The 25210-nt window shown below is 71.5% G+C and carries 26 protein-coding genes; 16 read left to right on the top strand and 10 right to left on the bottom strand.

Going from position 1 to position 25210, the window contains the following annotated elements:
- Positions 1-37: 37 nt before the first annotated feature.
- From tyrS to ACFXMG_RS37480, 3 genes are all read right to left on the bottom strand, one after another.
- Positions 38-1303: a tyrosine--tRNA ligase gene (tyrS, locus tag ACFXMG_RS37490; protein ID WP_383822269.1), complete on the bottom strand. Its 1266-nt coding sequence runs from the start codon at positions 1301-1303 to the stop codon at positions 38-40.
- A 51-nt stretch (positions 1304-1354) separates the two neighbouring features.
- A complete protein-coding gene (locus tag ACFXMG_RS37485) occupies positions 1355-2746 on the bottom strand; it encodes a metallopeptidase TldD-related protein (RefSeq protein WP_383822272.1) in 1392 nt (463 codons plus the stop codon).
- 91 nt (positions 2747-2837) lie between these two features.
- The gene (locus ACFXMG_RS37480; protein ID WP_383822332.1) at positions 2838-4379 is read right to left on the bottom strand and encodes a TldD/PmbA family protein; all 1542 of its coding nucleotides are present in this window, start codon (positions 4377-4379) and stop codon (positions 2838-2840) included.
- A 206-nt stretch (positions 4380-4585) separates the two neighbouring features.
- On the opposite strand from ACFXMG_RS37480, the gene fabG reads away from it, so the two are divergent.
- The 3 genes from fabG (at position 4586) to ACFXMG_RS37465 (ending at position 6700) form a co-directional block, all read left to right on the top strand.
- On the top strand, positions 4586-5305 hold the full coding sequence (fabG, locus tag ACFXMG_RS37475) for a 3-oxoacyl-[acyl-carrier-protein] reductase (RefSeq protein WP_383822275.1): 720 nt from the start codon (positions 4586-4588) through the stop codon (positions 5303-5305).
- Positions 5306-5310: 5 nt separating this feature from the next.
- Positions 5311-6096, top strand: a complete 786-nt coding sequence (gene fabI / locus ACFXMG_RS37470; protein ID WP_383822278.1) for an enoyl-ACP reductase FabI — start codon at positions 5311-5313, stop codon at positions 6094-6096.
- Positions 6097-6265: 169 nt separating this feature from the next.
- On the top strand, positions 6266-6700 hold the full coding sequence (locus ACFXMG_RS37465) for a hypothetical protein (protein ID WP_383822281.1): 435 nt from the start codon (positions 6266-6268) through the stop codon (positions 6698-6700).
- On the opposite strand, the gene ACFXMG_RS37460 is transcribed toward ACFXMG_RS37465, so the two are convergent.
- Positions 6624-7349, bottom strand: coding sequence for a FadR/GntR family transcriptional regulator (locus ACFXMG_RS37460; protein ID WP_383822283.1), 726 nt, complete (start codon positions 7347-7349; stop codon positions 6624-6626). The genes ACFXMG_RS37465 and ACFXMG_RS37460 overlap by 77 nt on opposite strands.
- A gap of 78 nt (positions 7350-7427) precedes the next feature.
- Here ACFXMG_RS37460 and ACFXMG_RS37455 point away from each other — a divergent pair, with 78 nt between their 5' ends.
- The 4 genes from ACFXMG_RS37455 to ACFXMG_RS37440 all read left to right on the top strand — a co-directional run bounded on the left by ACFXMG_RS37455 (position 7428) and on the right by ACFXMG_RS37440 (position 9860).
- Positions 7428-8765, top strand: coding sequence for a CynX/NimT family MFS transporter (locus tag ACFXMG_RS37455; RefSeq protein ID WP_383822286.1), 1338 nt, complete (start codon positions 7428-7430; stop codon positions 8763-8765).
- Positions 8766-8782: 17 nt separating this feature from the next.
- The gene (locus tag ACFXMG_RS37450; RefSeq protein ID WP_268254990.1) at positions 8783-8899 is read left to right on the top strand and encodes an SGM_5486 family transporter-associated protein; all 117 of its coding nucleotides are present in this window, start codon (positions 8783-8785) and stop codon (positions 8897-8899) included.
- 200 nt (positions 8900-9099) lie between these two features.
- Positions 9100-9306, top strand: coding sequence for a hypothetical protein (locus ACFXMG_RS37445; protein ID WP_383822289.1), 207 nt, complete (start codon positions 9100-9102; stop codon positions 9304-9306).
- 35 nt (positions 9307-9341) lie between these two features.
- Positions 9342-9860 (top strand): SixA phosphatase family protein, encoded by a 519-nt coding sequence (locus ACFXMG_RS37440; RefSeq protein WP_383822291.1) that lies wholly within the window; start codon positions 9342-9344, stop codon positions 9858-9860.
- A 144-nt stretch (positions 9861-10004) separates the two neighbouring features.
- On the opposite strand, the gene serB is transcribed toward ACFXMG_RS37440, so the two are convergent.
- A complete protein-coding gene (gene serB, locus ACFXMG_RS37435; RefSeq protein ID WP_383822294.1) occupies positions 10005-11255 on the bottom strand; it encodes a phosphoserine phosphatase SerB in 1251 nt (416 codons plus the stop codon).
- A gap of 217 nt (positions 11256-11472) precedes the next feature.
- Between serB and ACFXMG_RS37430 the strand changes: the two genes are divergently transcribed.
- Positions 11473-14079 carry an FHA domain-containing protein gene (locus ACFXMG_RS37430; protein WP_383822297.1) on the top strand — a complete coding sequence of 869 codons (2607 nt, stop codon included), beginning with the start codon at positions 11473-11475 and terminating at the stop codon, positions 14077-14079.
- Positions 14080-14167: 88 nt separating this feature from the next.
- Here ACFXMG_RS37430 and ACFXMG_RS37425 read toward each other — a convergent pair whose 3' ends face one another.
- Entirely contained in the window at positions 14168-14974 is an 807-nt protein-coding gene (locus ACFXMG_RS37425) for a transglycosylase SLT domain-containing protein (RefSeq protein ID WP_383822299.1), read from the bottom strand.
- A 603-nt stretch (positions 14975-15577) separates the two neighbouring features.
- On the opposite strand from ACFXMG_RS37425, the gene ACFXMG_RS37420 reads away from it, so the two are divergent.
- The 3 genes from ACFXMG_RS37420 to ACFXMG_RS37410 all read left to right on the top strand — a co-directional run bounded on the left by ACFXMG_RS37420 (position 15578) and on the right by ACFXMG_RS37410 (position 17757).
- The gene (locus ACFXMG_RS37420; RefSeq protein ID WP_383822301.1) at positions 15578-16723 is read left to right on the top strand and encodes a GAF domain-containing sensor histidine kinase; all 1146 of its coding nucleotides are present in this window, start codon (positions 15578-15580) and stop codon (positions 16721-16723) included.
- Positions 16716-17360 carry a response regulator gene (locus tag ACFXMG_RS37415; RefSeq protein ID WP_383822303.1) on the top strand — a complete coding sequence of 215 codons (645 nt, stop codon included), beginning with the start codon at positions 16716-16718 and terminating at the stop codon, positions 17358-17360. The genes ACFXMG_RS37420 and ACFXMG_RS37415 overlap by 8 nt, the downstream gene beginning before the upstream one ends.
- Before the next feature lie 154 nt (positions 17361-17514).
- Entirely contained in the window at positions 17515-17757 is a 243-nt protein-coding gene (locus tag ACFXMG_RS37410; protein ID WP_383822306.1) for a chaplin, read from the top strand.
- Positions 17758-17851: 94 nt separating this feature from the next.
- Here ACFXMG_RS37410 and ACFXMG_RS37405 read toward each other — a convergent pair whose 3' ends face one another.
- Entirely contained in the window at positions 17852-18643 is a 792-nt protein-coding gene (locus tag ACFXMG_RS37405; protein WP_383822309.1) for a hypothetical protein, read from the bottom strand.
- A 144-nt stretch (positions 18644-18787) separates the two neighbouring features.
- On the opposite strand from ACFXMG_RS37405, the gene ACFXMG_RS37400 reads away from it, so the two are divergent.
- The 4 genes from ACFXMG_RS37400 (at position 18788) to ACFXMG_RS37385 (ending at position 22057) form a co-directional block, all read left to right on the top strand.
- Positions 18788-19579 (top strand): ABC transporter ATP-binding protein, encoded by a 792-nt coding sequence (locus tag ACFXMG_RS37400; protein ID WP_383822311.1) that lies wholly within the window; start codon positions 18788-18790, stop codon positions 19577-19579.
- Between the two features lie 102 nt (positions 19580-19681).
- Positions 19682-20110 (top strand): NfeD family protein, encoded by a 429-nt coding sequence (locus ACFXMG_RS37395; protein WP_383822314.1) that lies wholly within the window; start codon positions 19682-19684, stop codon positions 20108-20110.
- A gap of 124 nt (positions 20111-20234) precedes the next feature.
- On the top strand, positions 20235-21170 hold the full coding sequence (locus ACFXMG_RS37390; protein WP_383822317.1) for an SPFH domain-containing protein: 936 nt from the start codon (positions 20235-20237) through the stop codon (positions 21168-21170).
- 119 nt (positions 21171-21289) lie between these two features.
- Positions 21290-22057, top strand: a complete 768-nt coding sequence (locus ACFXMG_RS37385; RefSeq protein WP_383822320.1) for a sulfite exporter TauE/SafE family protein — start codon at positions 21290-21292, stop codon at positions 22055-22057.
- Between the two features lie 61 nt (positions 22058-22118).
- On the opposite strand, the gene ACFXMG_RS37380 is transcribed toward ACFXMG_RS37385, so the two are convergent.
- From ACFXMG_RS37380 to ACFXMG_RS37370, 3 genes are all read right to left on the bottom strand, one after another.
- Positions 22119-22625: an HNH endonuclease gene (locus tag ACFXMG_RS37380; protein WP_031015619.1), complete on the bottom strand. Its 507-nt coding sequence runs from the start codon at positions 22623-22625 to the stop codon at positions 22119-22121.
- Positions 22626-22791: 166 nt separating this feature from the next.
- Positions 22792-23331, bottom strand: coding sequence for a YbhB/YbcL family Raf kinase inhibitor-like protein (locus ACFXMG_RS37375; RefSeq protein ID WP_383822323.1), 540 nt, complete (start codon positions 23329-23331; stop codon positions 22792-22794).
- A gap of 23 nt (positions 23332-23354) precedes the next feature.
- Positions 23355-24137, bottom strand: coding sequence for a sporulation protein (locus tag ACFXMG_RS37370; protein WP_383822326.1), 783 nt, complete (start codon positions 24135-24137; stop codon positions 23355-23357).
- 87 nt (positions 24138-24224) lie between these two features.
- Here ACFXMG_RS37370 and ACFXMG_RS37365 point away from each other — a divergent pair, with 87 nt between their 5' ends.
- Positions 24225-24887, top strand: coding sequence for a DNA-3-methyladenine glycosylase (locus tag ACFXMG_RS37365; protein WP_383822329.1), 663 nt, complete (start codon positions 24225-24227; stop codon positions 24885-24887).
- The last annotated feature ends 323 nt before the right edge of the window (positions 24888-25210 follow it).

Below are 25210 nucleotides of genomic sequence, written 5' to 3'. Positions count from 1 at the left end.
GGTACGGCGACCGCCGTACCGGGCCTTCCGGTGTATCCTAGCCGGCGTACTCGATGGCCGCCAGGTTCTTCTTGCCGCGCCGCAGCACCAGCCAGCGGCCGTGCAGCAGCTCGCCCGCCTCGACGACGGCGTCCTCGGCGGTCACCTTCACGTTGTTCACGTAGGCGCCGCCCTCCTTCACCGTGCGCCGCGCGGCCGACTTGCTCGCCACCAGACCGACCTCGGCGAACAGGTCCACGACCTGGCCCAGCTCGGTCACGCGCGCGTGCGGCAGCTCGGAGAGCGCCGCGGCCAGCGTCTTCTCGTCCAGCTCGGTCAGGTCGCCCTGCCCGAACAGCGCCTTCGACGCCTCGATGACCGCCCGGCACTGGTCCGCGCCGTGCACCAGGGTGGTGAGCTCCTCGGCGAGCGCCCGCTGCGCGGCCCGCGCCTGCGGACGCTCGGCGGTCTGCGCCTCCAGCTCCTCCAGCTCCTCACGGGGCTTGAAGGAGAGGATCCGCATGTACGTCGAGATGTCGCGGTCGTCCACGTTCAGCCAGAACTGGTAGAACGCGTACGGCGTGGTCATCTCCGGGTCGAGCCAGACGGCGCCGCCCTCGGTCTTGCCGAACTTGGTGCCGTCCGCCTTGACCATGAGCGGGGTCGCCAGCGCGTGCGCCTCGGCGCCCGGCTCCAGGCGGTGGATCAGGTCGAGACCGGCCACCAGGTTGCCCCACTGGTCGGAGCCGCCCTGCTGGAGCGTGCAGCCGTACCGCCGGTACAGCTCCAGGAAGTCCATGCCCTGGAGCAGCTGGTAGCTGAACTCGGTGTAGCTGATGCCCTGCTCGGACTCCAGGCGGCGGGCCACGGAGTCCTTGGTCAGCATCTTGTTGACCCGGAAGTGCTTGCCGATGTCCCGCAGGAACTCGATCGCCGACAGGCCGGCGGTCCAGTCCAGGTTGTTCACCATGACCGCGGCGTTCTCCCCCTCGAAGGAGAGGAAGGGCTCGATCTGGGTGCGCAGCCGGTTCACCCAGTTGGCGACCGTCTCGGGGTCGTTCAGGGTGCGCTCGGCGGTCGGACGGGGGTCACCGATCTGGCCGGTGGCCCCGCCGACCAGCGCCAGCGGCCGGTGCCCGGCGCGCTGGAGCCGGCGGACGGTGAGCACCTGAACCAGGTGGCCGACGTGGAGACTGGCCGCGGTCGGGTCGAAACCGCAATAGAACGTGACGGGACCGTCCGCGAGAGCCTTGCGCAGGGCGTCCTCGTCGGTGGACTGGGCGAAGAGCCCGCGCCACTTCAGCTCGTCGACGATGTCCGTCACGGTCGTCAGTCTCCTTGGCTAGTGAGGTGGTGAAAGCCCAGTCTAGGCGGGTCAGACGCCCTTGCTGACCGAGCTCATGTTGAAGTCGGGCACCCGCAGGGCGGGCATCGCGGCCCGGGTGAACCAGTCGCTCCACTCGCGCGGCAGGGTCCGCTCCGTCCGGCCCGCCTCGGTGGCCCGCGACAGCAGGTCCACCGGGGACTCGTTGAACCGGAAGTTGTTGACCTCGCCGACGACCTCGCCGTTCTCCACGAGGTAGACGCCGTCCCGGGTCAGACCGGTGAGGAGCAGCGTCGCCGGGTCGACCTCGCGGATGTACCAGAGGCAGGTCAGCAGCAGCCCGCGCTCGGTGGAGGCCACCATCTCCTCCAGGGAGCGGTCGCCGCCGCCGTCCAGGATCAGGTTCCCCGCCCCGGTCGCCACCGGCAGGCCGGTGAGGCCCGCCGTGTGCCGGGTGGTGATCAGCCGGTCGAGCACGCCGTCCCGCATCCAGTCCACCGGGGCGACCGGCAGGCCGTTGTCGAAGACCGACTCGTCGTCGCCTGAGGCGTGCGCGATGACGAACGGCGCGGACTCCAGGCCCGGCTCGTGCGGGTCGCTGCGCAGGGTCAGCGGCAGCGGCGAGAGGGTCTCGCCGAGCCGGGTGCCGCCGCCGGGCCGGGAGAAGACCGTACGGCCCTCCACCGCGTCCCGCGCCATCGACGACCACAGCTGGTAGATCAGCAGGTCGGCCACGGCGGTCGGCGGCAGCAGCGTCTCGTACCGCCCGGCCGGCAGCTCGATCCGCCGCTCGGCCCAGCCGAGCCGGACGGCCAGCTCGGCGTCGAGCGCCGCCGGGTCCACGTCCTTGAAGTCCCGGGTGGAGCGCCCGGCCCACGCGGAGCGGGTGCGATCGGGGGACTTGGCGTTGAGCTCCAGGGTGCCGTTGGGCTGGTCGTGCCGCAGCCGCAGCCCGGTGGACGTGCCCAGGTAGGTGGAGGTCAGCTCGTGGTGGGCGAAGCCGTACAGCTCCCGGCCGCCGGCACGCGCGCGTGCGAAGGCATCGCCGAGCGCCGGCGCGAAGTCGGCGAAGACGGAGGAGGAGGTCTCGGAGGGCGCGTCGGTGAAGTCGGGGGAGGAGGGCACGCCCGCCACCAGCGGCTGCGCGTCCTCGGCGGGCCCGGCCGCCCGCGCCGCCGCCTCGGCGGCCCGGACCAGCGGCTCCAGGTCCTCCGCGGTCACCGCGGAGCGGGACACCACCCCGGAGGCGGTGCCCTCGGAGCCGTCCACGGTGGCGATGACGGTGAGCGTACGGCCCCGGGTCACGCCGTTGGTGGTGAGCGCGTTGCCCGCCCAGCGGAGGTTGGCCGAGGACTCCTCGTCCGCGATGACGACACACCCGTCGGCCCGGGACAGCTCCAGCGCCCGCTCGACGATCTCGTACGGCTTGCTGACGCGGCTCATCGACCGGCCTCCTGCGTGGTGTTCAGACTGTGCTTACCCGGGGGACGACCCCCGGACCCCCAGCAGAGGGCCCCGTGCGTGGTGGACCTGTTCATCGACCGGCCTCCTGCGTCGTGTTGAGAATGTTGACGCCCCGGAAGAGGGCGGAGGGGCAGCCGTGCGAGACGGCGGCGACCTGGCCCGGCTGGGCCTTGCCGCAGTTGAAGGCGCCGCCGAGGACGTACGTCTGCGGGCCGCCGACCTTCTCCATCGAGCCCCAGAAGTCGGTGGTCGTGGCCTGGTACGCCACGTCCCGCAGCTGCCCGGCCAGCCGGCCGTTCTCGATGCGGAAGAAGCGCTGGCCGGTGAACTGGAAGTTGTACCGCTGCATGTCGATCGACCAGGACCGGTCGCCGACCACGTAGATGCCGCGCTCCACGCCGCCGATCAGGTCCTCGGTCGACAGACCGCCCGGGTCGGGCTGGAGCGACACGTTCGCCATCCGCTGCACCGGCACGTGCCCGGGGGAGTCCGCGAACGCGCAGCCGTTGGACCGCCCGAGGTCGGTGAGCTTCGCGATCCGCCGGTCCAGCTGGTAGCCGACGAGCGTGCCGTCCTTCACCAGGTCCCAGGACTGCGCCTCGACGCCCTCGTCGTCGTACCCGATCGTGGCGAGGCCGTGCTCGGCCGTGCGGTCACCGGTCACGTTCATCACCGAGGAGCCGTACGCCAGCTTGCCCAGCTGGTCGAAGGTGGCGAAGGAGGTGCCCGCGTACGCCGCCTCGTAGCCCAGCGCCCGGTCCAGCTCGGTGGCGTGGCCGATGGACTCGTGGATCGTCAGCCACAGGTTCGACGGGTCGACGACCAGGTCGTACCGGCCGGCCTCGACGCTCGGCGCCCGCATCTTCTCGGCGAGCAGCTCCGGGATCTCCTCCAGCTCCCTGTCCCAGTCCCAGCCGGTCCCGGTCAGGTACTCCCAGCCGCGGCCGACCGGCGGCGCGATCGTCCGCATCGAGTCGAACTCGCCGGTGGTGCCGTCCACGGCGGTCGCCGTGAGCTGCGGGTGGAGCCGTACCCGCTGCTGGGTGGTGACGGTGCCCGCGGTGTCCGCGTAGAACTTGTTCTCGAAGACCGTGAGCAGCGAGGCGTCCACGTGCGCGACCCCGTCGGCCCGCAGCAGCCGCCCGGACCAGTCCGCGAGCAGCGCGCTCTTCTCCTCGGCGGGCACGGAGAACGGGTCGATCTCGTACGAGGAGATCCACACCTTGTCCGCGTGCACCGGCTCCGCCGCCAGCTCCACCCTCCCCCAAGGACTCCGTCCAGGGGGGACCCCCACATTTGACCCGGCCGCGGCGATGACCTGCGCCGACAGCTTGGCCATGGCCACGGCCTGCGAGGCGACCTTCGCCGCCCCGTCCATGGTCAGGTCGACCCCGGAGGCGAAGCCCCAGGCCCCGCCGTGCACCACCCGCACCGCGTAACCGAGATCGGTGGTGTCCGACGAACCCGCGGGTTTCGCGTCCCGCAGCCGCCAGGCGGCGGAGCGGACCCTTTCGAGCCGGAAGTCCGCGTGCTCGGCGCCGAGCGCCCGCGCGCGGGCCAGCGCCGCGTCGGCGAGCGCCCTCAGCGGCAGGGCCGTGAAGGCCGGATCGATGGAATGGGCCTCAGATGGCACAGCTGTCTCCTGTCGTGTACGACCGGTCGCCCCGATCATGTCGCGCTTTGGGCCGGGTTGCCCAGGGATTTCTGTAGGGACCCGACAGTGACATCCGTACGCCACTGTCAGGGCCCGATTCCGCGGATCGCGGAACGGGCCGATAGGTTTCGAGGTACCAGACCGCTGATCGAAAGGGTGATCCGTTGAGCCGCTCGGTTCTCGTCACCGGAGGAAACCGGGGCATCGGCCTCGCCATCGCCCGCGCGTTCGCCGAGGCCGGCGACAAGGTCGCGTTCACGTACCGTTCCGGCGAGCCGCCGGCCGCGCTGGCGGAGCTGGGCTGCCTGGCCGTCAGGTGCGACATCACCGACGCCGAGCAGGTGGAGCAGGCGTACAAGGAGATCGAGGAGAAGCACGGCCCGGTCGAGGTCCTCGTGGCCAACGCCGGCGTGACCCGCGACACGCTCCTGATGCGCATGTCGGACGAGGACTTCACCTCCGTCGTCGACACCAACCTCACCGGCACCTTCCGTGTCGTGAAGCGCGCCAACCGCGGCATGCTCCGCGCCAAGAAGGGCCGCGTCGTCCTGATCTCCTCGGTCGTCGGTCTGCTGGGCTCGGCGGGCCAGGCCAACTACGCCGCCTCCAAGGCCGGCCTGGTCGGCTTCGCCCGCTCGCTCGCCCGTGAGCTCGGCTCGCGGAACATCACCTTCAACGTCGTCGCGCCCGGCTTCGTCGACACCGACATGACCGCCGTGCTCAGCGACGAGCAGCGCGCGGGCATCGTGTCCCAGGTCCCGCTCGGCCGCTACGCGCAGCCGCAGGAGATCGCCGCGGCCGTGAGGTTCCTCGCCTCCGACGACGCCTCGTACATCACTGGAGCCGTCATTCCGGTTGACGGCGGACTGGGAATGGGTCACTGAGCACGATGACGAACACGTCTGGAATCCTCGAGGGCAAGAAGATCCTCATCACCGGTGTGCTGATGGAGTCCTCCATCGCCTTCCACACCGCGAAGCTGGCCCAGGAGCAGGGCGCGGAGATCATCCTCACCGCCTGGCCCCGGCCCACGCTGACCGAGCGCATCGCCAAGAAGCTCCCCCATCCCGAGAACGTCAAGGTCCTGGAGCTCGACGTCTCCAACGACGAGCACCTCGCGCGCCTGGAGGGCCAGGTCCGCGAACACCTCGGCGACCGCATCGACGGCGTCGTGCACTCCATCGGCTTCGCGCCGCAGGACGCCCTCGGCGGCAACTTCCTCAACACGCCGTTCGAGTCCGTCGCCACCGCCATGCACGTCTCGGCCTTCTCCCTGAAGTCCCTGACGATGGCGCTGCTGCCGCTGATGAGCGAGGGCGGCGCGGTCGTCGGCCTCACCTTCGACGCGAAGTTCGCCTGGCCGCAGTACGACTGGATGGGCCCGGCCAAGGCCGCCCTGGAGGCCACCAGCCGCTACATGGCGCGTGACCTGGGCAAGCAGAACATCCGCTGCAACCTGGTCTCCGCCGGCCCGCTCGGCTCCATGGCCGCCAAGTCCATCCCGGGCTTCGGCGAGCTGGCGAGCGTCTGGGACAGCCGCTCCCCGCTGGAGTGGAACCTCTCCGACCCGGAGCCGGCCGGCCGCGCGGTCGTCGCGCTGCTCTCCGACTGGTTCCCGAAGACCACCGGCGAGATCGTCCACGTCGACGGCGGTCTGCACGCGATCGGCGCCTGACACCGCACGTACCGCACCGGCCGGGGCCGGGTGCGTTTCCCCTCGGGGGACCGCACCCGGCCCCCGCCGTTTCCCGGCCCTCCGGCGCCCCGAGTCGAAAAGTCCGGCGGATCACCGCAGACTGGTCGAAGCGTGTCGTTCCGGCTACTCACGGGGAGGAGGTACGGGCATGCGCACGCTCCAGCGCGGCTTCGCCGCCTACGCCTCGGTCGCCGCCCTGCTCCTCGGGACCGCCGTCGCCGCGGAGGTCCACGCGGCCCCCGCCCCCGCCGAGGAGCTCGCCGTGACCGCCGCACCGGCCGCCGACGAGCCGGAGGACTTCGGCTCCTCCTGCCACACGGTCGTCGAGGGCACCCGGGTCACCGCCCACTGCCGGAACCCGTACCCCCGCACCGACCGCATACGGCTGCACGTCGAGTGCGACCCCTGGTGGGACCTGGACACCGACAGCGCGCCCGTCGACGTCGCGCCCGCCGACCACGCGACCCTCACCGCCCGCTGCTGGAAGGAGGTCCGCGCCGCGTGGGTCACCCACGAACCGGCCGCGGACCCGGCTCCTCCGGCGGCGCTTCCCCCGGCCCCTCCCGCCCTCCCAGGCACATGAACGGATAGCCGGCCGCCTCCTCGGCCGCCCGCTCCGCGTCCCCGGTCCTGATCGCGTCCACCAGGCGCGCGTGGTCCATGTGGTTCTCCGGCCGCAGCACCTGCCCGACGTCGCCGCGCAGCCACTCCCGCAGGAGATCGCCCAGGTCCGCGTAGAGCTCCGTCAGCACGTCGTTGCCGGACGCCGCCACCACCGCGTGGTGGAAGGCCGCGTCCACCGTCACGAACCGCTCCGCGTCCCCCGACTCCCACGCCTCCTCGCGCCGCACCAGCAGCGCGTCCAACTGCTTGAGGTCCCGCTCGGAGCGCCGCTCCGCCGCGAACCGCGCGGCGGCCGACTCCAGCGTGGAGCGCAGCTCGGCCACGTGCCGCGGGTCGGAGCCCGCGAACCGCCGGTGCATCACCCCGGCCAGCTCGCTCGTCGCCGCCACATAGGTGCCGGAGCCCTGACGGATGTCGAGCAGTCCGTTGTGGGCGAGGGCCCGGACCGCCTCGCGGACGGTGTTGCGCGCCACGCCCAGCTGCTCGACCAGCTCGGGCTCGGTCGGGATGCGCGAGCCGACCGGCCACTCGCCGGAGGTGATCTGGTTCCGCAGCTCGGCGATCACCTGGTCGGTCAGACCGGTGCGCCGGGGGTGCCCGAGGGCCATGGGGACTCACCTTCCGGGGTGGGGTGGTATTGGTTCGGGATTGGACAACCAATCATCCCATGATTCTATGATGGTTCTATGTCAGACGAGCCGAAGACCCTCGACCCCGCCGCCGCGACCCGGCCGGCCCCCGCCCCGGAACACCCGATATCCACCCCGGCGCCGCTGCCCGCGCCCACCCCGGACGGCGGCCGCACCGCCCGCTGGACCCTCGGCCTCGTCTCCGTCGGACTCGTCCTCGCCGCGCTCAACCTGCGCCCCGCGATCACCAGCCTCGGCGCCCTCCTCGAAGAGGTCAGCGCCTCCCTGCACATGAGCGGCACCGTCGCCGGGATCCTCACCTCCGTGCCGCCGCTCTGCTTCGCGATCTTCGGCATCACCGCCCCGCGCCTGGCCCGCCGCTTCGGCCCCGCCGCCGTCGTCTGCGCCGGCATGGCCGCCATCTTCACCGGCCTGCTGCTGCGCCCCCTCGCGACCGGCACCGCGGGCTTCCTCGCCGCCAGCGCCCTCGCCCTCATGGGCATCGCCGTCAGCAACATCCTCATGCCGGTGATCGTCAAGCGGTACTTCCCCGACCGCATCGGCAGCATGACCGGCCTGTACTCCATGGCCCTCGCGCTCGGCACCTCGCTCGCCGCCGCCCTCACCGTCCCCATGACCGACGCGCTGGGCGGCGACTGGCGCCTCGGCCTCGGCGTCTGGGCGGTCGTCGCCGCCCTCGCCGTCCTGCCCTGGCTCCCGCTCGTCAAGGACCGCACCGGCACGGCCCGTACGGAACCGGGCGCCACGCCCGGCGGAGCCCCGAAGGCCGCCACCACCGACACCGCGTCCGCGTCCCGCCCGATGTACCGCAGCAGCACCGCCTGGGCCCTCGCCTGCTTCTTCGGACTCCAGGCCACGGGCGCGTACATCACCATGGGCTGGATGCCGCAGATCTTCCGCGACTCCGGCGTCCCCGCCTCCACCGCGGGCATCCTGCTCGCGGTCACCATGGTCATGGGCGTCCCGCTCGCCTTCGTCATCCCGCGCCTCGCCACCCGCATGCGCAGCCAGGGCCCGATCGTCGTCGCCCTCGGAAGCTGCGGCCTGATCGGCTACACCGGCCTGTTCCTCGCCCCGGCCGGCGGCGCCTGGGTCTGGGCGGTGCTCCTCGGCGTCTCCAACTGCTCCTTCCCGCTCGCCCTCACCATGATCGGCATGCGCTCGCGCACCGGCGCCGGCGTCGTCCGCCTCTCCGCCTTCGCCCAGAGCGTCGGCTACCTCATCTCCATCCCCGGGCCCCTCCTCGTCGGCGTGCTCTACCAGCACAGCGGCGGCTGGGGCGTGCCGATCGCCCTCATGGGCGGGCTCATGGTGCCGCAGATGATCGTGGGCACGCTCGCCGGACGGGACCGGACGATCGAAGACGAATCCTGAGATGCGAGACTGTGGCCATGCCCGTTCTCGAACCCAATCCCCAGGGCGGCCAGAAGAAGCTGCTCCTCGTGCTCGGCGCGATGCTCGGCATCACGGTCGTCATCGCCGTCATCGCCTCGATCGCCTCCCCCTGACCCGGCCCGCCCCGGCCGGGGGTGGGGACAACCCCCCTGTCCCCTAGGGGGAAGACTCAGGGGCGAGTAGGTGGATCACCGGATGGGCCGCGGCCCCCGCGCTCCCTACGGTGGAGACACACCGCGGTTCCGCGGCATCCACCCTCCCCCGGGGACGTCGTCCCGTCGTCCAGGGGGGCCACCCCATCACGGAGGCGGTCATGACGGCCCTCACCCGCACCGGCGACCGGACCACGCCCGCCGGCGGCGTCGACACCCGGCTGCCCTGGTGGGCCCTCGCCCTCCCGGTGGCCGCCTTCACCGTCCTCCTGCTGCTGGTCACCGGGCCCGGTGAGGCCGCTGCGGCGGGCGGGGACGGCGGGATGGGAGAGCTGCTCCAGCGGATCGGGCAAACCCTCGCTCTCTGAGTCAGGACGGCCGAATCCGTGCCAAGCTGTGGACCATGAGCGTCGAATCAACCCGCAGGATCGTGCTGCTCCGGCACGCGAAGGCAGACTGGGGCCAGGAGACCGACCACGAGCGGCCGCTCGCCGAGCGCGGCCGCAAGGACGCACCCGTGGCGGGCCGCCGGCTCGCCCAGTCCGGCATCCCCATCGATCTGGCCCTCTGCTCGACCGCCGCCCGCACCCGTGAGACGTGGAAGCTCGCCGTCCAGGAGCTGCCCGAGCGGCCGAAGACGGTCTACGAGGAGCGGATCTACGAGGCGTCCCTCGGCGAGCTGATCGCCCTGCTCAACGAGGTCCCGGAAGAGGTGGACAACGTCCTCCTCGTCGGCCACAACCCCGGCATGCACGCCCTGGCCGACGCCCTCGCGGGCGAGGCCGAGGGCGACGGCCTCGCCCGGATGAACCGCAGCGGCTACCCGACCGCCGCCTACGCCGTCCTCACCTTCACCGGCACCTGGAAGTCCGTCGAGCACGGCGTCGGGACCCTCGTCGAGTTCTGGACCCCGCACGGCTGACCCGCGCGCGCGTACGCGAAAGGGGCCCGGCCGTCGGAAGAACGGCCGGGCCCCTTCCCGTACGAGAACAAGCGCGTCCCGTACGAGAACGGGCGCGTCCTGTACGAGAACAAGCGCCTCCCGTACGAGAACGGGCGGGCGGGCTCAGTGGAGCGGGTCCTCCTCGCCGAAGTCCGCCGCCTCGACCTCCTCGCGGGTGATCCCGAGCAGGTACAGCACCGTGTCGAGGAACGGCACGTTCACCGCCGTGTGGGCCGCCTCGCGCACCACCGGCTTGGCGTTGAACGCCACCCCGAGCCCCGCCGCGTTCAGCATGTCCAGGTCGTTGGCGCCGTCGCCGATCGCCACCGTCTGCGCCAGCGGCACCCCGGCCTCCGACGCGAACCGGCGCAGCAGCCGCGCCTTGCCCGCCCGGTCCACGATCTCGCCCGTCACCCGGCCGGTCAGCTTCCCGTCCACGATCTCCAGGGTGTTGGCCTGGGCGAAGTCCAGCCCGAGCCGCTCCTTCAGATCGTCGGTCACCTGTGTGAAACCGCCCGAGACCACACCCACCTGGAAGCCGAGCCGCTTGAGCGTGCGGATCAGCGTCCGCGCGCCCGGCGTGAGCCGCACCTCGACCCGCACCTTGTCCACCACCGACGCGTCCAGGCCCTCAAGGAGCGCCACGCGCGCGTGCAGCGACTGCTCGAAGTCCAGCTCGCCCCGCATCGCCGCCGCCGTCACCTCGGCGACCTTCTCCTCGCACCCCGCGTGCGCCGCGAAGAGCTCGATGACCTCGTCCTGGATCAGCGTCGAGTCCACGTCCATCACGACCAGCCGCTGCGCCCGCCGGTGCAGCCCGGCCGAGACCACGGCCACGTCCACGCCGATCGTGTGCGCCTCGATGGCGAGTGCCGTCCGCAGCGCCTCCGTCGCGCAGCCCGAGACCGCGAACTCGACGGCCGTCACCGGGTACTTCGCCAGTCGGAAGATACGGTCGATGTTGCCGCCCGCCCCGGCGATCCTGGCCGCTATGGCCGCCGTCTGCTCGGCCGTCAGCGGGTGCCCGAGCACGGTCACGTGCGAGCGGCCCTCACCGCGCGGCCGGTTGTCGCCGGTGCCCGAGATGATCTCCGCCTGGAGCTTCAGCGACTCGGCCCAGCTGTGCACGGTGGCGCGCAGCTCGCCCTGCGAGGCGACGGTCGGCTCGGTGACCAGCGCGCACAGCACGAGCCGGCCCCGCGAGACGACCTGCTCGATGTCGACGACGTCCACCGAGAAGGCGGCCAGGGTGTCGAAGAGACCGGCGGTGATCCCGGGCCGGTCCTTACCGAAGATCTTGACGAGAAGCGTGGGAACGTCCGCGGCGGGAACGGCGGGAACGGCGGGAACGTCCGGTGTCTGCGATGCGCTCATGGTGCTCCCACCGTATCGGGCACCCGATGCCACCCGGCGCCCCGTCCCGCGTAGCGGACACCCGGCCGGACGAGTCCCGGCCCGGACGGCCCCGCGGCCCTCCCTCGGGTCTTCACGCCGCCCGACTTTCGGATCCGGGACCCGGCCTGAAATAGTTCCCCAGGATGATTCGCCATCCCTAGGGCCCCCGAGACGGGGGCGTATCGGGGGACACACAGTGGGGCATGGAGTGCCAGAACTCGTACTCGAACTCAACGGCAGGACCTGGACGCTGGAGCCGTCCCGGGCCTACACCCTGGGCCGCGACCCCCAGGGGGACCTGGTCATCGACGACGCCAGGGTCTCGTGGCGGCACGCCACGATCAGCTGGAACGGCCGGAGCTGGGTCATCGAGGACCACGGCTCCACCAACGGCACCTTCGTCGCCGGGCAGCGGCTCCAGCAGCTGGAGATCCACCCCGGGACCGCCGTCCACCTCGGCAACCCGACGGACGGACCGCGCCTGAACCTCTCCGCCGCGCACGCCGGACAGGCCCAGCCCGCCGGACAGCCGGCCCACGTCCACCAGGGCGGCACCCCGGTCCAGCCGGTCCACCCCGCGCAGCAGCCCGCCGAGCAGGCCGAGTGGCCCGCCCACGACGTTCAGCCCCAGCCGGGCGTCTGGCAGCAGCAGCCCGCACCCCAGCACGGCGGCCACGTCCCTCCTCAGGTGCCCCACCAGGGCCACCACCAGGGCCACCACCCCGTCCAGCAGCCGGTCCAGCAGCCGGTCCAGCAGAGCCACGCCGCCGCGGGGGCGTCGTCGGCCTACTCCGACCGCAGCCCCACCACCTTCCACCAGCTCTCCCTCGGGCACGTCATGCGCATCGGCCGTGCGCTCGAGAACGAGCTGGTCGTCTCCGACCTCCAGGTCTCGCGCCACCACGCCGAGTTCCACGCCACGCCCGACGGCCGCATGGAGATCCGCGACCTCGGCTCCCACAACGGCACCTACGTCAACGGCCAGCCGATCCCCAAGGGCGGCTCCGCCCTCCTCGGCCCCCAGGACATCGTCGGCGTCGGCCACTCCACCTTCCGGATCGTCGGCGGCCAGCTGGAAGAGTTCGTCGACACCGGCTCGGTCTCCTTCTCGGCCCGCCACCTCACGGTCACCGTCGACGGCGGCAAGCAGATCCTCAAGGACGTCTCCTTCGGCGTCCCCGAGAAGTCCCTCATCGGCGTCATCGGCCCCTCCGGCTCCGGCAAGTCCACCCTCCTGAAGGCGCTCACCGGCTACCGGCCCGCCAACGAGGGCGACGTCCTCTACGACAACCGCAGCCTCTACAAGCAGTTCGCCGAGCTGCGCCAGCGCATCGGTCTGGTCCCGCAGGACGACATCCTGCACAAGGAGCTGACCGTCCAGAAGGCCCTCCGGTACGCCGCCAAGCTCCGCTTCCCCGGCGACACGGCGACGGTCGAGCGCGAGGCGCGCATCGACGAGGTGCTGCGCGAGCTGAAGCTCGACATCCACAAGGAGAAGAAGGTCACCTCCCTCTCCGGCGGCCAGCGCAAGCGCGTCTCGGTCGCCCTGGAGCTGTTGACCAAGCCCTCGCTGATCTTCCTGGACGAGCCGACCTCCGGCCTCGACCCGGGCATGGACCGCGACGTCATGCAGCTGCTCCGCGGCCTCGCCGACGACGGCCGCACGGTCCTCGTCGTCACCCACTCGGTCGCCGAGCTGGCCCTCTGCGACAAGCTCCTCGTGATGGCGCCCGGCGGCTCGGTGGCGTACTTCGGCCCGCCGGACGAGGCGCTGAACTTCTTCGGCTACTCCTCCTGGGCCGACGTCTTCTCCGCCTTCGAGAACTACCGCGACTACGACTGGGCCGGCCGCTGGAAGGGCTCGCAGCACTACCAGCTGTACGCCGCCGACATCGACGCCGTCGCCGCCCAGCCCGTCCACATGCCGCAGCAGGCGATGTCCCGCCCGCCCAAGCCGCAGGGCTGGGGCTCCCAGCTGTGGACCCTGATCCGCCGCTACACCTCGGTGATCGTCTCCGACAAGGGCTTCCTCGCCCTCATGGTGATCCTCCCGGCGGTCATCGGCTCGGTCTCCGTCGTCATCCCCGCCGACTTCGGCCTGGCCCCGCCCACGCCGCCGTCCCGGTTCAACGGCGACGCCGGCATCATCATGCTGATCCTCACGGTCGGCATGTGCTTCTCCGGCGCGGCCAACTCCGTCCGAGAACTGATCAAGGAACGGGTCATCTACGAACGGGAGCGCGCCACCGGCCTCTCCCGCTCGGCCTACCTGATGTCCAAGGTCATCGTCCTCGGCGTCATCACGGCCTTCCAGGGCGTCATCCTCTGCGCCATCGGCTTCGCCATCCGCGACCTGCCCGCCGAGGGCCTGCTCATGCCGCCGGCCGTCGAGCTCTGCCTCGTCGTCATCGCGCTCGGCCTCACCTCGATGATGGTCGGCCTGGTCATCTCCGCGCTGGTGAAGACCGCCGAGAAGACCATGCCGCTGCTCGTCATGTTCGCGATCGTCCAGGTCGTCTTCACCGGCATCCTCTTCAAGGTCTTCGGCTCGCCCGGCCTGGAGCAGTTCGCCTGGCTCATGCCCTCCCGCTGGGCCATCGCCGGCGCGGGCACCACGCTCGACCTCGCGCACCTCATGGCGCCGTGGGACCCGAAGAACCCCACCGACCTGGACCCCCTGTGGGAGCACAGCGTCGGCCAGTGGAGCTTCAACATCGGTGTGCTCCTCGTCATGACCGCCGTCCTCGGCGTCCTGGTCGCCCGCCTGCTGCGCCGCCACGAGCCCGAGGTCATGCGCAAGTAGCGGCCCCGGCCCCCGGCCCCCCCCGCACGCACGCCCGGAGGGCGGCACCCCCACACGGGGTGCCGCCCTCCGGCGCTGTCGGCGCGACTCAGTACGCGCTGTTGACGTTGTCGATCGAGCCGTAGCGGTCGGCCGCGTAGTTGGCGGCGGCGACGAGGTTGGCGACCGGGTCGTACTGGTCGAACTTGGTGCCCTTCACGTGGTACGCCTTGAAGGTCGGGTAGATCACCTGGAGCAGACCCTTGGACGGGACGCCGTTGATGGCGTTGATGTCCCAGTTGTTGATGGCCCGCGGGTTGCCGCTGGACTCCCGCATGATGTTCTTGTGCAGGCCGTGGTACGTGCCCGGGATGTTGTGCTTGTCCATGATGAACAGCGCCTCGCGGATCCAGCCGTCGAGGTTGTTCGCGAAGACCGGGGTGCGGGCGACGGAGCGGCTCGCGGCCGCCTTCGCCGCGGCGCGCTTCTTCGCGGCGGCCTTCGCCTTGGCCTTGGCCGCGGCCTTCGCCTCGGCGGCCCGCTTCTTCGCGGCCGCGTCGGCCTTCGCCTTGGCCTCGGCCTTGGCCTTCGCCGCCTTGGCGGCCTTCGCGGCCTTCGCCTTGGCCGCGGCCTGAGCCTTGGCCTTCGCCTCGGCCTCCTGCTTGGCCTTCAGGCCGATGGTGGTGTGCTGGTCGGACACGCTCGCCGCCAGCGCCTTCGCCTGCGGGCTGCTCGCGTCGTACGACCACGCCACCCGCTGGCTCGTGTGCAGCGCCTGCGGCTCGGTCTCCGTGGAGCCGTTGCCCGGCACGAGGGAGAGGGTGAGGGCGGCAGCGCCCAGGGCGGCGACGCCGGCGATCGTGGCCTTGTGGGTCTTCTTCAGACCACGACTGTGGCCAGGGGTGTTCTGAGACATTGCAGGACTACCTCTTCGAATCGCTGGGGGTCGCTGGGCCGGGGCGGCGCTGCGCCTGCTCGGCGGCGACGGGGGCAATTCTTAGCGGCAGCAAAATGCCGTGGCAAAGGTGTGACGTACGATCCCGGGTAGTGGATCAGGGGCCGGTGCACCCGCCCGACACATGCCTTCAGGGCCGGTTCGTCCCACCCCGAACCACCCCGAACCGCACCACTAGCGAGCTTCGTAAGTGACCTGCGTCCTATGCGCGGGCTCACATGGGCCCCGTAACAAACTCACCGCACGTTGCGTCAGCAACGCACACAGTGAGCGCCCTCCACCGCAAGGAGGAGAGGCCCGCCTTCCGAGGTCGTACCGGAGGCGCCGGGGCCTCACCGCCCGGGTGTACGAAGCCCCGCGCCGCCCCGCCCTCCCGGAGCCGAGGCCCTTTTCAGCACCCGCAGGCCCCTCCCACGCACGCACACGCGCGCGCGTGCTCCCTCCTACCCCCGGGCCCACCCCGCCGGCCGACCCGCCGGGCACTTCGACCTAGGTCCCGCGACCCCCTCCACCGCCGTCCACAGCCCCATACGGACGGTCACACCCCGCCGGTACGGTGAAGTCATGAGCCACCGACCGAGCTCCGGCCTCGCGGCCGTGAGCACCGCACTCCTGGCGATGAGCCGGCAGATGGAGGTCCGCGACGTCCTCAAGACGATCGTCGCCTCCGCCCGCGAGCTTCTCGACGCCGAGTACGCGGCCCTGGGCGTGCCCGACGACCACGGCGGCTTCGCCCAGTTCGTCGTCGACGGCGTCACCGACGAGCAGTGGCGGGCCATCGGCCCGCTGCCCCGGCAGCACGGCGTCCTCGCCGCGATGCTCCACAAGGCCGAGCCCGAGCGGCTCGCCGACGTCCGCGAGGACCCCCGCTTCGGCGGCTGGCCCGACGCCCACCCCGAGCTCTCCGACTTCCTCGGCCTCCCCGTCCGGGACGGCGACGAGACCCTGGGCGCCCTCTTCCTCGCCAACAAGCGCTGCCCCAAGCCCGAGGGGAGCTGCGGCTTCACCGCCGAGGACGAGGAGCTGCTCGGCATCCTCGCCCAGCACGCCGCCATCGCCCTCACCAACGCCCGGCTCTACGAGCGCAGCCGCGAGCTCACCATCGCCGAGGAGCGCTCCCGGCTCGCCCACGAGCTGCACGACGCCGTCAGCCAGAAGCTCTTCTCCCTCCGGCTCACCGCCCAGGCCGCCGCCGCCCTCGTCGACCGCGACCCGGCCCGCGCCAAGGACGAGCTCCAGCAGGTCGCCGCGCTCGCCGCCGAGGCCGCCGACGAGCTGCGCGCCGCCGTCGTGGAGCTCCGCCCCGCGGCCCTGGACGAGGACGGCCTCGTCCACACCCTCCGTACCCAGGTCCAGGTCCTCGACCGCGCCCACACCGCCACGGTCGTCTTCGACAGCCCCGGCATCCGCGCCCTGCCCGCCGCCCAGGAGGAGGCGGTCCTCCGGGTCGCCCAGGAAGCCCTGCACAACGCGCTGCGGCACGCCGACGCCGCCGTGGTCACCGTCGGGCTCGCCCGGCACGGCCAGGGCGCCCGGCTCACCGTCACCGACGACGGCCGCGGCTTCGACCCGAGGACGGTCCGCAGCGCCGGCCGCCACCTCGGCCTGGTGTCCATGCGCGACCGCTCCGCCGGAGTCGGCGGCGCCCTCACCGTGACCTCCGCCCCCGGCGAGGGCACCACGATCGAGATGGAGGTCCCCGGTGGCTGACAAGCCCATCCGCGTGCTCCTGGTCGACGACCACCAGGTCGTCCGCCGCGGCCTGCGCACCTTCCTGGAGGTGCAGGACGACATAGAGGTCGTCGGAGAGGCCGCGGACGGCGCCGAGGGCGTCGCCCGCGCCGAGGAGCTCCGCCCCGACGTCGTCCTCATGGACATCAAAATGCCCGGCACCGACGGCATCGAGGCCCTCAAGCGCCTGCGCGCCCTCGCCAACCCGGCGAAGGTCCTCATCGTCACCAGCTTCACCGAGCAGCGCACCGTCGTCCCCGCCCTGCGCGCCGGCGCCTCCGGATACGTCTACAAGGACGTCGACCCCGACGCCCTCGCCGGCGCCATCCGCTCCGTCCACGCCGGCCACATCCTGCTCCAGCCCGAGGTCGCCGGCGCCCTCCTCGCCCAGGACGACCCCCAGGGCGGTACGGGGCGGGGCACCACCCTCACGGAGCGCGAGCGCGAGGTCCTCGGCCTCATCGCCGACGGCCGCTCCAACCGCGAGATCGCCCGGGCCCTCGTCCTCTCCGAGAAGACGGTGAAGACCCATGTCTCCAACATCCTCATGAAGCTCGACCTGGCCGACCGCACCCAGGCAGCCCTCTGGGCGGTCCGCCACGGCCTCACCACGTGAAACGCTCCCGTCACGCGCCGGGGCGCACGCCCGTTCAGAACGTCATACCGTCGGGTGTACATCCCCCGTTCGGCGCAACCCGAAGGGGCCGGCGGCGTTCTCCATGGCATGCTGCGGCGGACCGGCCGCAGCGATGACCAGGAGGAAGTACCAAGTGAAGAACCTCAAGAAGGCCGCTGCCCTCACCATGGTCGCCGGCGGCATCGTCGCCGCCGGTGCCGGTGTCGCCTCCGCCCACGGCGCCGAGGCCAACGGCAAGGCCCTCAACTCCCCGGGTGTCGCCTCCGGCAACCTGGTGCAGGTCCCGGTCCACGTCCCCGTGAACGCCTCCGGCAACACGATCAACGTGATCGGCCTGCTCAACCCCGCCTTCGGCAACGGCGCCCTCAACGCCTGACCCACCCCCGACGGCCCCCGGAGCCTCCCTCCGGGGGCCGTCGCCTTTCCCCGCGGCCCCGCCGCGGGCACACGGTCGTCCGACCCCGAAGGGGTCAGACCCTCCGCTCGCGCTCCCGCTCCTCCACATACGCGTTGTACGCAGCGACCTGCGCCCGCCGGGCCACCCGCTCCACCGGCCGCAGGACCTCCGCGCGGGCCGCCATCTCGGAGGCGCTCACCGCACCGCCGTGCCCGTTGCCGTACGCCAGGTCGACCAAGAGGCCGATCCGCTGGGCCAGCTCCAGGACCCTCACCGCGCGCGGCGGGTAGCCGGGGGCCAGGACCTCGCGGCCCACCTCCGCCCGCGCCCGGTACGCCTCCCGTGCCGCCTCCGCCGCGGGCCCGGCCGCCGCCACGTCCAGCCGCGTCAGCGCCGCCGTCGCGTCCCGCAGCGCCTCCGCCAGCTCCCGCTCCGCCTCGCTCAGCGACGGCACGTCCGCCGGCGGCGCCTCCCGCACCGGAAGACAGCGCCACACCACCTCGACGTGCACGTCACCCGCGGGCCCCGCCTCCGCGACCTCCGGCACCAGCCCGTACGGCGCGCCGAACCCGACCACCGCCTCCTCCGCCTCCAACGCGCGCGCGTTGAAGTCCGGCGGACCGCTCAACCCCAGCGGATGTCCCGGCGCGGGCAGCGCCACCCGCCACCCGGTCACCCCGAGCCGCCGCAGCCGCCCCAGCGCCAGCGTCAGCCCCACCGGACCCGCCTCACCCGGCAGCCCCGCCACGCGGTGCACCGAGTCCTCCCCGACAATCGCCAGCGCCGCGTCGTCCGGCGACACCGCCCCGGCCAGCAGGGCGTTGCCCCAGGCGGCCAGGCGTCCTGAACGTGGTTCCGAAAGCATCCCCCCAGACTAAGGACCCGAACGACGCCCTAGGGACCGGCCCGCCCCGCCGATGACGTAGGTTTTCCCGTGGACGCCGCGCCCGCGGCCCAAGGCGACGACACGAGCCGACACGACTCGACGGCAAGGGGAGACAACGCGCTCATGAGCGATGTACTGGAGCTGGTGGACGTATCGGTGGTCCGCGACGGACGCGCTCTGGTGGACGGGGTCTCCTGGTCGGTCAAGGAGGGGGAGCGCTGGGTCATCCTCGGCCCGAACGGCGCCGGCAAGACCACCCTCCTCAACCTCGCCTCCAGCTACCTCTACCCCACCGCCGGCACCGTCACCGTCCTCGGCGAGCGCCTCGGCGGCGTCGACGTCTTCGAGCTGCGCCCCCGCATCGGCATGGCCGGCATCGCCATGGCGGAGAAGCTCCCCAAGCGCCAGACCGTCCTCCAGACCGTCCTCACCGCCGCGTACGGCATGACCGCCACCTGGCACGAGGACTACGACCCGGTCGACGAGGCCCGCGCCCGCGCCTTCCTCGACCGCCTCGGCATGAACGACTACCTGGACCGGAAGTTCGGCACCCTCTCCGAGGGCGAGCGCAAGCGCACCCTGATCGCCCGCGCGATGATGACCGACCCCGAGCTCCTCCTCCTCGACGAGCCCGCCGCCGGCCTCGACCTCGGCGGCCGCGAGGACCTCGTCCGCCGCCTCGGCCGCCTGGCCCGGGACCCGTACGCCCCCTCCATGATCATGGTCACCCACCACGTCGAGGAGATCGCCCCCGGCTTCACCCACGTCCTGATGATCCGTCAGGGCAAGGTGCTCGCCGCGGGACCCATGGAGGACGAGCTCAACTCCCGCAACCTCTCCCGCTGTTTCGGCCTCCCGCTCGTCGTCGAGCGCGTCGGCGAGCGCTGGACCGCCCAGGGCCTGCCCCTCAAGTAGCCCCGCCCCGCAGGGCCGTGAACCGCCGTGACCCGCACAGCCACGGCACCCCACCCCACCGCGCCCTGTCCCATCCGGCCCCACCCGCCCTACCATGACCGTGTGGACATCGACGCATGGATCTGGTGGCTGATCGGCGCGGTGGGGCTCGGTATTCCCCTGGTCCTCACCGCGATGCCGGAGTTCGGCATGTTCGCCGTCGGCGCGGTCGCGGGCGCGGTCACCGCCGCCCTCGGCTTCGGCGTCGTCGCGCAGGTGATCGTCTTCGTGGTCGTCTCCGTCGCGCTCATCGCCGTGGTCCGCCCCATCGCGGCCCGGCACCGCGCCGGAAGCCCCGCCCTCGCCACCGGCATCGACGCCCTGAAGGGCCGTCAGGCCCGGGTCCTGGAACGGGTCGACGCCGAGGGCGGACGCATCAAGCTCGCCGGCGAGATCTGGTCCGCCCGCTCCCTCGACGCCACCCGCGTCTTCGAACCGGGCGAGGAGGTCGACGTCGTCGAGATCGAAGGAGCGACCGCCGTCGTCATCTGACCGCCGTCGTCATCTGACCGACGTCAGGTGACCGAAGCCCGCCCATGACGTCCCGGCGTCTGGGAAACTCGATCATCGGAAGAAACCCGGCAGACAACCGGCAGCGAAGGGCACGGGGAACACGATGTCAGCAGTCATCATCGTCCTGATCATTCTGGTGGTGCTCGTCTTCATCGCCCTGATCAAGACGATCCAGGTCATCCCGCAGGCCAGCGCCGCGATCGTGGAGCGCTTCGGCCGCTACACCCGCACGCTCAACGCCGGCCTCAACATCGTCGTCCCGTTCATCGACACCATCCGCAACCGCATCGACCTCCGCGAGCAGGTCGTCCCCTTCCCGCCCCAGCCGGTGATCACCCAGGACAACCTGGTCGTCAACATCGACACCGTCATCTACTACCAGGTGACCGACGCGCGGGCCGCGACCTACGAGGTCGCCAGCTACATCCAGGCCATCGAGCAGCTCACCGTCACCACGCTCCGCAACATCATCGGCGGCATGGACCTGGAGCGGACCCTCACCTCCCGCGAGGACATCAACGCCGCCCTCCGCGGCGTCCTCGACGAGGCCACCGGCAAGTGGGGCATCCGCGTCAACCGCGTCGAGCTCAAGGCCATCGAGCCCCCGACCTCCATCCAGGACTCGATGGAGAAGCAGATGCGCGCCGACCGCGACAAGCGCGCCGCCATCCTCCAGGCCGAGGGCGTCCGCCAGTCCGAGATCCTCCGCGCCGAGGGCGAGAAGCAGTCCGCCATCCTCCGTGCCGAGGGCGAGTCCCGGGCCGCGGCCCTCAAGGCCGAGGGCGAGGCCCAGGCCGTCCGCACCGTCTTCGAGGCCATCCACGCCGGCGACCCGGACCAGAAGCTCCTCTCGTACCAGTACCTCCAGATGCTCCCGAAGATCGCCGAGGGCGACGCCAACAAGCTCTGGATCGTGCCCAGCGAGATCGGCGACGCCCTCAAGGGCCTCTCCGGCGCCCTCGGCACCATGGGCCAGAGCGCCCCGAACCTCAGCAAGGACGTCCCGGCCGCCAGGCGGGAAGAACCCACCGTCGACTGACCCGTGCCACTCGTTGAGTGACACGTACACGTAACTCCGTGCATGATCGGTGCGAGCCCCTCGACCCTTGCCGCGCACAGGGCGGGGAGGCGAGCCACTGACCATGTGAGGAAACGGCTTTGTCCATCTGGGAAGCCCTGGCAGTCTTCGTCGCCGGCATCGGCGCCGGCGCCATCAACACCATCGTCGGATCGGGGACGCTCATCACGTTCCCGGTCCTCCTCGCGACCGGACTCCCTCCGATCACCGCGAACGTCTCCAACGCCCTCGGCCTCGTCCCCGGCTCCATCAGCGGGGCCATCGGCTACCGCCGCGAACTCAAGGGCCAGACCCGCCGGGTGCTCCGCCTCGGCGCCGCCGCCCTCGTCGGCGGTCTCGTCGGCGCGATGCTGCTGCTCGCCCTGCCCTCCGAGGCGTTCGACGCGATCGTCCCCGTCCTCATCGGACTGGCCCTGGTCCTCGTCGTCCTCCAGCCCCGTATCGCCGCCGCCGTCCAGCGCCGCCGCGAGCGCACCGGCACCGAGGCCCACCCCGACGGCGGCCCCGTCCTCCTCGTCGGCCTCACCCTCGCCAGCATGTACGGCGGCTACTTCGGCGCCGCCCAGGGAGTCCTCTACCTCTCCCTGATGGGCCTGCTCCTCCACGACGACCTCCAGCGGATCAACGCGGTCAAGAACATCCTCGGCGCCCTCGTCAACGGCGTCGCCGCCGTCTTCTTCCTCTTCGTCGCCGAGTTCGACTGGACCGCCGTCCTCCTCATCGCCGTCGGCTCCACCCTCGGCGGCCAGATCGGCGCCAAGATCGGCCGTCGCCTCAAGCCGGCCGTCCTGCGCGGCGTCATCATCGCCGTCGGCGTCGTCGCCATCCTCCAGCTCACCCTGAAGTGACCCCGGCATGACGAGAGGGCCCGCCCCCGGCCGGGGGCGGGCCCTCTCACGTCCGTACGGATCAGGCGGCGGTACGGGCCAGCCACTCCGGCAGCTCCGACCGCTCACCGGCCCGCATGGCCAGCAGCATCGCGTCCGCGGGCGTCGGCACGAACGGCTCGAACAGCAGCGGCATCCCCGCCTGCTCCGGAGTCCGGTCCGCCTTGCGGTGGTTGTCCTCCGCGCAGGAGGCGACCGTATTCAGCCAACTGTCCCCGCCACCCTGCGCCCGCGGCACCACGTGGTCCACCGTCGTCGCGCGCCTCCCGCAGTACGCGCACCGGTGCTGGTCCCTGACCAGCACCCCCCTCCTCGACCACGGGGCCTGTCTTCGGAACGGCACCCGGACGAAACGGCAGAGTCTGATCACCCGGGGCACCGGCAGGTCGACGGCGGCCGCGCGCACCCGCAGATCGGGATGGGACTGCTCGACGACGGCCTTGTCCTGAAGGACGAGCACCACCGCGCGATTGAGCGTGACCGTCGAAAGCGGCTCGAAGCTCGCGTTGAGAACCAGCGTGTCCCGCATGATGCCCACCTCCCGTTGTGCCGGCCCGGCCCCCCATAGGGCTCTCGGGCGTGGATCAAACGATGGCCGGGCCGGCCGGGGTCGGACAACGCAATTTCGTGCGCAACAAAAGATGCCTGCTTCTGATCTCTCCAAGACCAGAAGCAGGCAAACAACAAACGAACGATCAGCCTGCGGCGGGAGCCGCGTACTCACCGACCAGCTGGGCGCGGCCCAGCGTGTGGAAACGCAGGTTGAATCCGACGGCGGCCGGCGAGGTGTCGGCGTCCGGCCCCAGCTTCTCCGTGTCCACCGCGTACACGGTGAACACATAGCGGTGCGCCGGGTCCCCGGCCGGCGGGGCGGCCCCGCCGAACTCCTTCGACCCGTAGTCGTTCCGCGCGTGCACCGCACCGGCCGGCAGCCCCTCGAAGGAGCCCGAGCCGGCCCCGGCGGGAAGCTCGGTCACCGACGCCGGGATGTCGAAGAGCACCCAGTGCCAGAACCCGCTGCCCGTCGGCGCGTCCGGATCGAAGCAGGTCACGGCGAAGCTCTTGGTCTCCGCCGGGAACCCGTCCCAGCGCAGCTGCGGAGAGACGTTCCCCTCCGCGTGGACCTGAGCGTCCTTCAGCACCCCGCCGGGCGGGACGTCGTCGCTCACCACGCTGAACTCCGCCACCGGCGGATGGAAGGCGTGGGGGAGCGGTGCCCTCTGACCCTCGGACATGTCAGACCTCCGGTTCGTCCGTACTAGGACCAGCTGCGCTTGCCGCCGACCTCGGCGAGCCACTGGTTGAGGTACGCCTTCCAGTCGGTCGCCTGGTAGTCGGCGAGCCCCACCTTGAACGCGCGGAAGGAGTCGCTGCCCTCGGTGAACAGACCCGGCTTCTTGTCCATCTCCAGGACGACGTCCATCTCGCGGTCGTCCGCGACGAAGCTGACCTCGACCTGGTTCAGGCCGTGGTACTGCTGCGGCGCGAAGAACTCGATCTCCTGGTAGAAGGGCAGCTTCTGGCGGGTGCCGCGGATGTGCCCGCGCTCCATGTCCGCGCTCTTGAAGCGGAAGCCCAGCTGGATGAAGGCGTCGAGGATCGCCTGCTGCGCCGGGAGCGGGTGCACGTTGATCGGGTCGAGGTCGCCCGAGTCCACCGCGCGCGCGATCTCCAGCTCGGTGGACACACCGAGCTCCATGCCGTGCAGCCGCTGTCCGCCGATCGTGTTGATCGGGGTCTCCCACGGGATCTCCAGGCCGAACGGCACCACGTGCACCGCGCCGGCCTTCACCTCGAAGGCACCGCCGAGGCGCACCTTCACGAACTCGATGTCCTGCTTGTGCTCCTGGTCGCCGCCCTCGACCTCGACGCGCGCCTGGAGACCGACGGACAGGCCCTCGATCTGCTGATCGACGCCACCGCCCTGGATCCGGACCTCGCCCTGGACGACGCCGCCCGGGACGACGTTCTCCTCGGTGAGCACCGTCTCGACGGTCGCCCCACCGGCACCCAGGCTCGCCAGCAGCTTCTTGAATCCCATGCCACTCTCTCCTTCTCGTTCCTGTCCCCTACATACGCGCGACGACCGTAGCGGGTTCCACGACGCTCCCGATTACGCTCGGACGCCATGAGCGAGAGCCCCGACCGTACGCCGCTCCCGCGGAGCTTCTTCGACCGCCCCGTCCTGGACGTGGCCCCGGACCTCCTCGGCCGCACCCTCGTCAGGAACACCGAGGAGGGACGCGTCGAACTGAGACTCACGGAGGTGGAGGCGTACGCCGGCGCGATCGACCCCGGCTCGCACGCCTTCCGCGGCCGCACACCCCGGAACTCGGTCATGTTCGGCCCGCCGGGACACGCGTACGTCTACTTCACCTACGGCATGTGGCACTGCCTGAACCTGGTGTGCGGCCCCGAGGGCGAGGCGAGCGGTGTACTGCTCCGAGCGGGCGAAATCCTGTACGGCTCCGACCTGGCCCGCCCGCGCCGCCGCTCGGCCCGCAAGGACACGGAGCTGGCGCAGGGCCCGGCCCGCCTCGCCACCGCCCTCGACGTCCCCGGCTCCCTGAACGGCACCGACGTCTGCGCAGGTCCGGACGGACCTCTAGCGGTTCTCACGGGCACCCCGCCGGCCCCTTCCCTGATCCGTACGGGCCCGCGCACGGGCGTCGGCGGCGACGGCGCCCCGCACCCCTGGCGCTTCTGGATCGCCGACGACCCCACGGTCAGCCCGTACCGTCCCCACACGCCCCGGAAGCGCCGACTTGACCCGGCAAGGGCGGAGGCGTAACGTGGCCCGAGCCGCTTGAGACGGTGGTGCTTTTTCAAGCACCCCGAGAGCGGCCACCCACTCACTGCGACGAATCCCCTCGGGGCTTATTTCGGCATGCCGGAATTCGTTTCGAAAGGCTCGATTATGAGCCGCCAGGGAAATCGGCTAAAGTAGTGGACATGCCGGAAGGCCCCGAGGAAAACAAATTCGGGACCGGAAAGCACCGAGGAAATCGGATCGAAAAGATCTGATAGAGTCGGAAACGCAGGAAGCGCCCGGAGGGCCTGGAAACAGGAACGAAGGAAGCGTCCGCACCTTGAGAACTCAACAGCGTGCCAAAA

The sequence above is a fragment of the Streptomyces sp. NPDC059201 genome, assembly GCF_042754585.1.
Taxonomy (GTDB): Bacteria; Actinomycetota; Actinomycetes; order Streptomycetales; family Streptomycetaceae; genus Streptomyces.
Note: the sequence above shows the minus strand (reverse complement) of the source record. Positions and strands in the feature narration are given on the sequence as shown.

Bases quoted from the DNA above. Each gene is read 5' to 3' on its own strand.
- ACFXMG_RS37420 (WP_383822301.1), top strand. From the start codon at position 15,578: ATGAGCCACCGACCGAGCTCCGGCCTCGCGGCCGTGAGCACCGCACTC.
- ACFXMG_RS37485 (WP_383822272.1), bottom strand. From the start codon at position 2,746: ATGAGCCGCGTCAGCAAGCCGTACGAGATCGTCGAGCGGGCGCTGGAG.
- ACFXMG_RS37450 (WP_268254990.1), top strand. From the start codon at position 8,783: ATGCCCGTTCTCGAACCCAATCCCCAGGGCGGCCAGAAGAAGCTGCTC.
- fabI (WP_383822278.1), top strand. From the start codon at position 5,311: ATGACGAACACGTCTGGAATCCTCGAGGGCAAGAAGATCCTCATCACC.
- ACFXMG_RS37440 (WP_383822291.1), top strand. From the start codon at position 9,342: ATGAGCGTCGAATCAACCCGCAGGATCGTGCTGCTCCGGCACGCGAAG.
- ACFXMG_RS37465 (WP_383822281.1), top strand. From the start codon at position 6,266: ATGCGCACGCTCCAGCGCGGCTTCGCCGCCTACGCCTCGGTCGCCGCC.
- ACFXMG_RS37400 (WP_383822311.1), top strand. From the start codon at position 18,788: ATGAGCGATGTACTGGAGCTGGTGGACGTATCGGTGGTCCGCGACGGA.
- serB (WP_383822294.1), bottom strand. From the start codon at position 11,255: ATGAGCGCATCGCAGACACCGGACGTTCCCGCCGTTCCCGCCGTTCCC.
- ACFXMG_RS37380 (WP_031015619.1), bottom strand. From the start codon at position 22,625: ATGCGGGACACGCTGGTTCTCAACGCGAGCTTCGAGCCGCTTTCGACG.
- ACFXMG_RS37460 (WP_383822283.1), bottom strand. From the start codon at position 7,349: ATGGCCCTCGGGCACCCCCGGCGCACCGGTCTGACCGACCAGGTGATC.
- ACFXMG_RS37455 (WP_383822286.1), top strand. From the start codon at position 7,428: ATGTCAGACGAGCCGAAGACCCTCGACCCCGCCGCCGCGACCCGGCCG.
- ACFXMG_RS37365 (WP_383822329.1), top strand. From the start codon at position 24,225: ATGAGCGAGAGCCCCGACCGTACGCCGCTCCCGCGGAGCTTCTTCGAC.
- ACFXMG_RS37425 (WP_383822299.1), bottom strand. From the start codon at position 14,974: ATGTCTCAGAACACCCCTGGCCACAGTCGTGGTCTGAAGAAGACCCAC.
- ACFXMG_RS37405 (WP_383822309.1), bottom strand. From the start codon at position 18,643: ATGCTTTCGGAACCACGTTCAGGACGCCTGGCCGCCTGGGGCAACGCC.
- ACFXMG_RS37390 (WP_383822317.1), top strand. From the start codon at position 20,235: ATGTCAGCAGTCATCATCGTCCTGATCATTCTGGTGGTGCTCGTCTTC.
- ACFXMG_RS37445 (WP_383822289.1), top strand. From the start codon at position 9,100: ATGACGGCCCTCACCCGCACCGGCGACCGGACCACGCCCGCCGGCGGC.
- ACFXMG_RS37375 (WP_383822323.1), bottom strand. From the start codon at position 23,331: ATGTCCGAGGGTCAGAGGGCACCGCTCCCCCACGCCTTCCATCCGCCG.
- ACFXMG_RS37370 (WP_383822326.1), bottom strand. From the start codon at position 24,137: ATGGGATTCAAGAAGCTGCTGGCGAGCCTGGGTGCCGGTGGGGCGACC.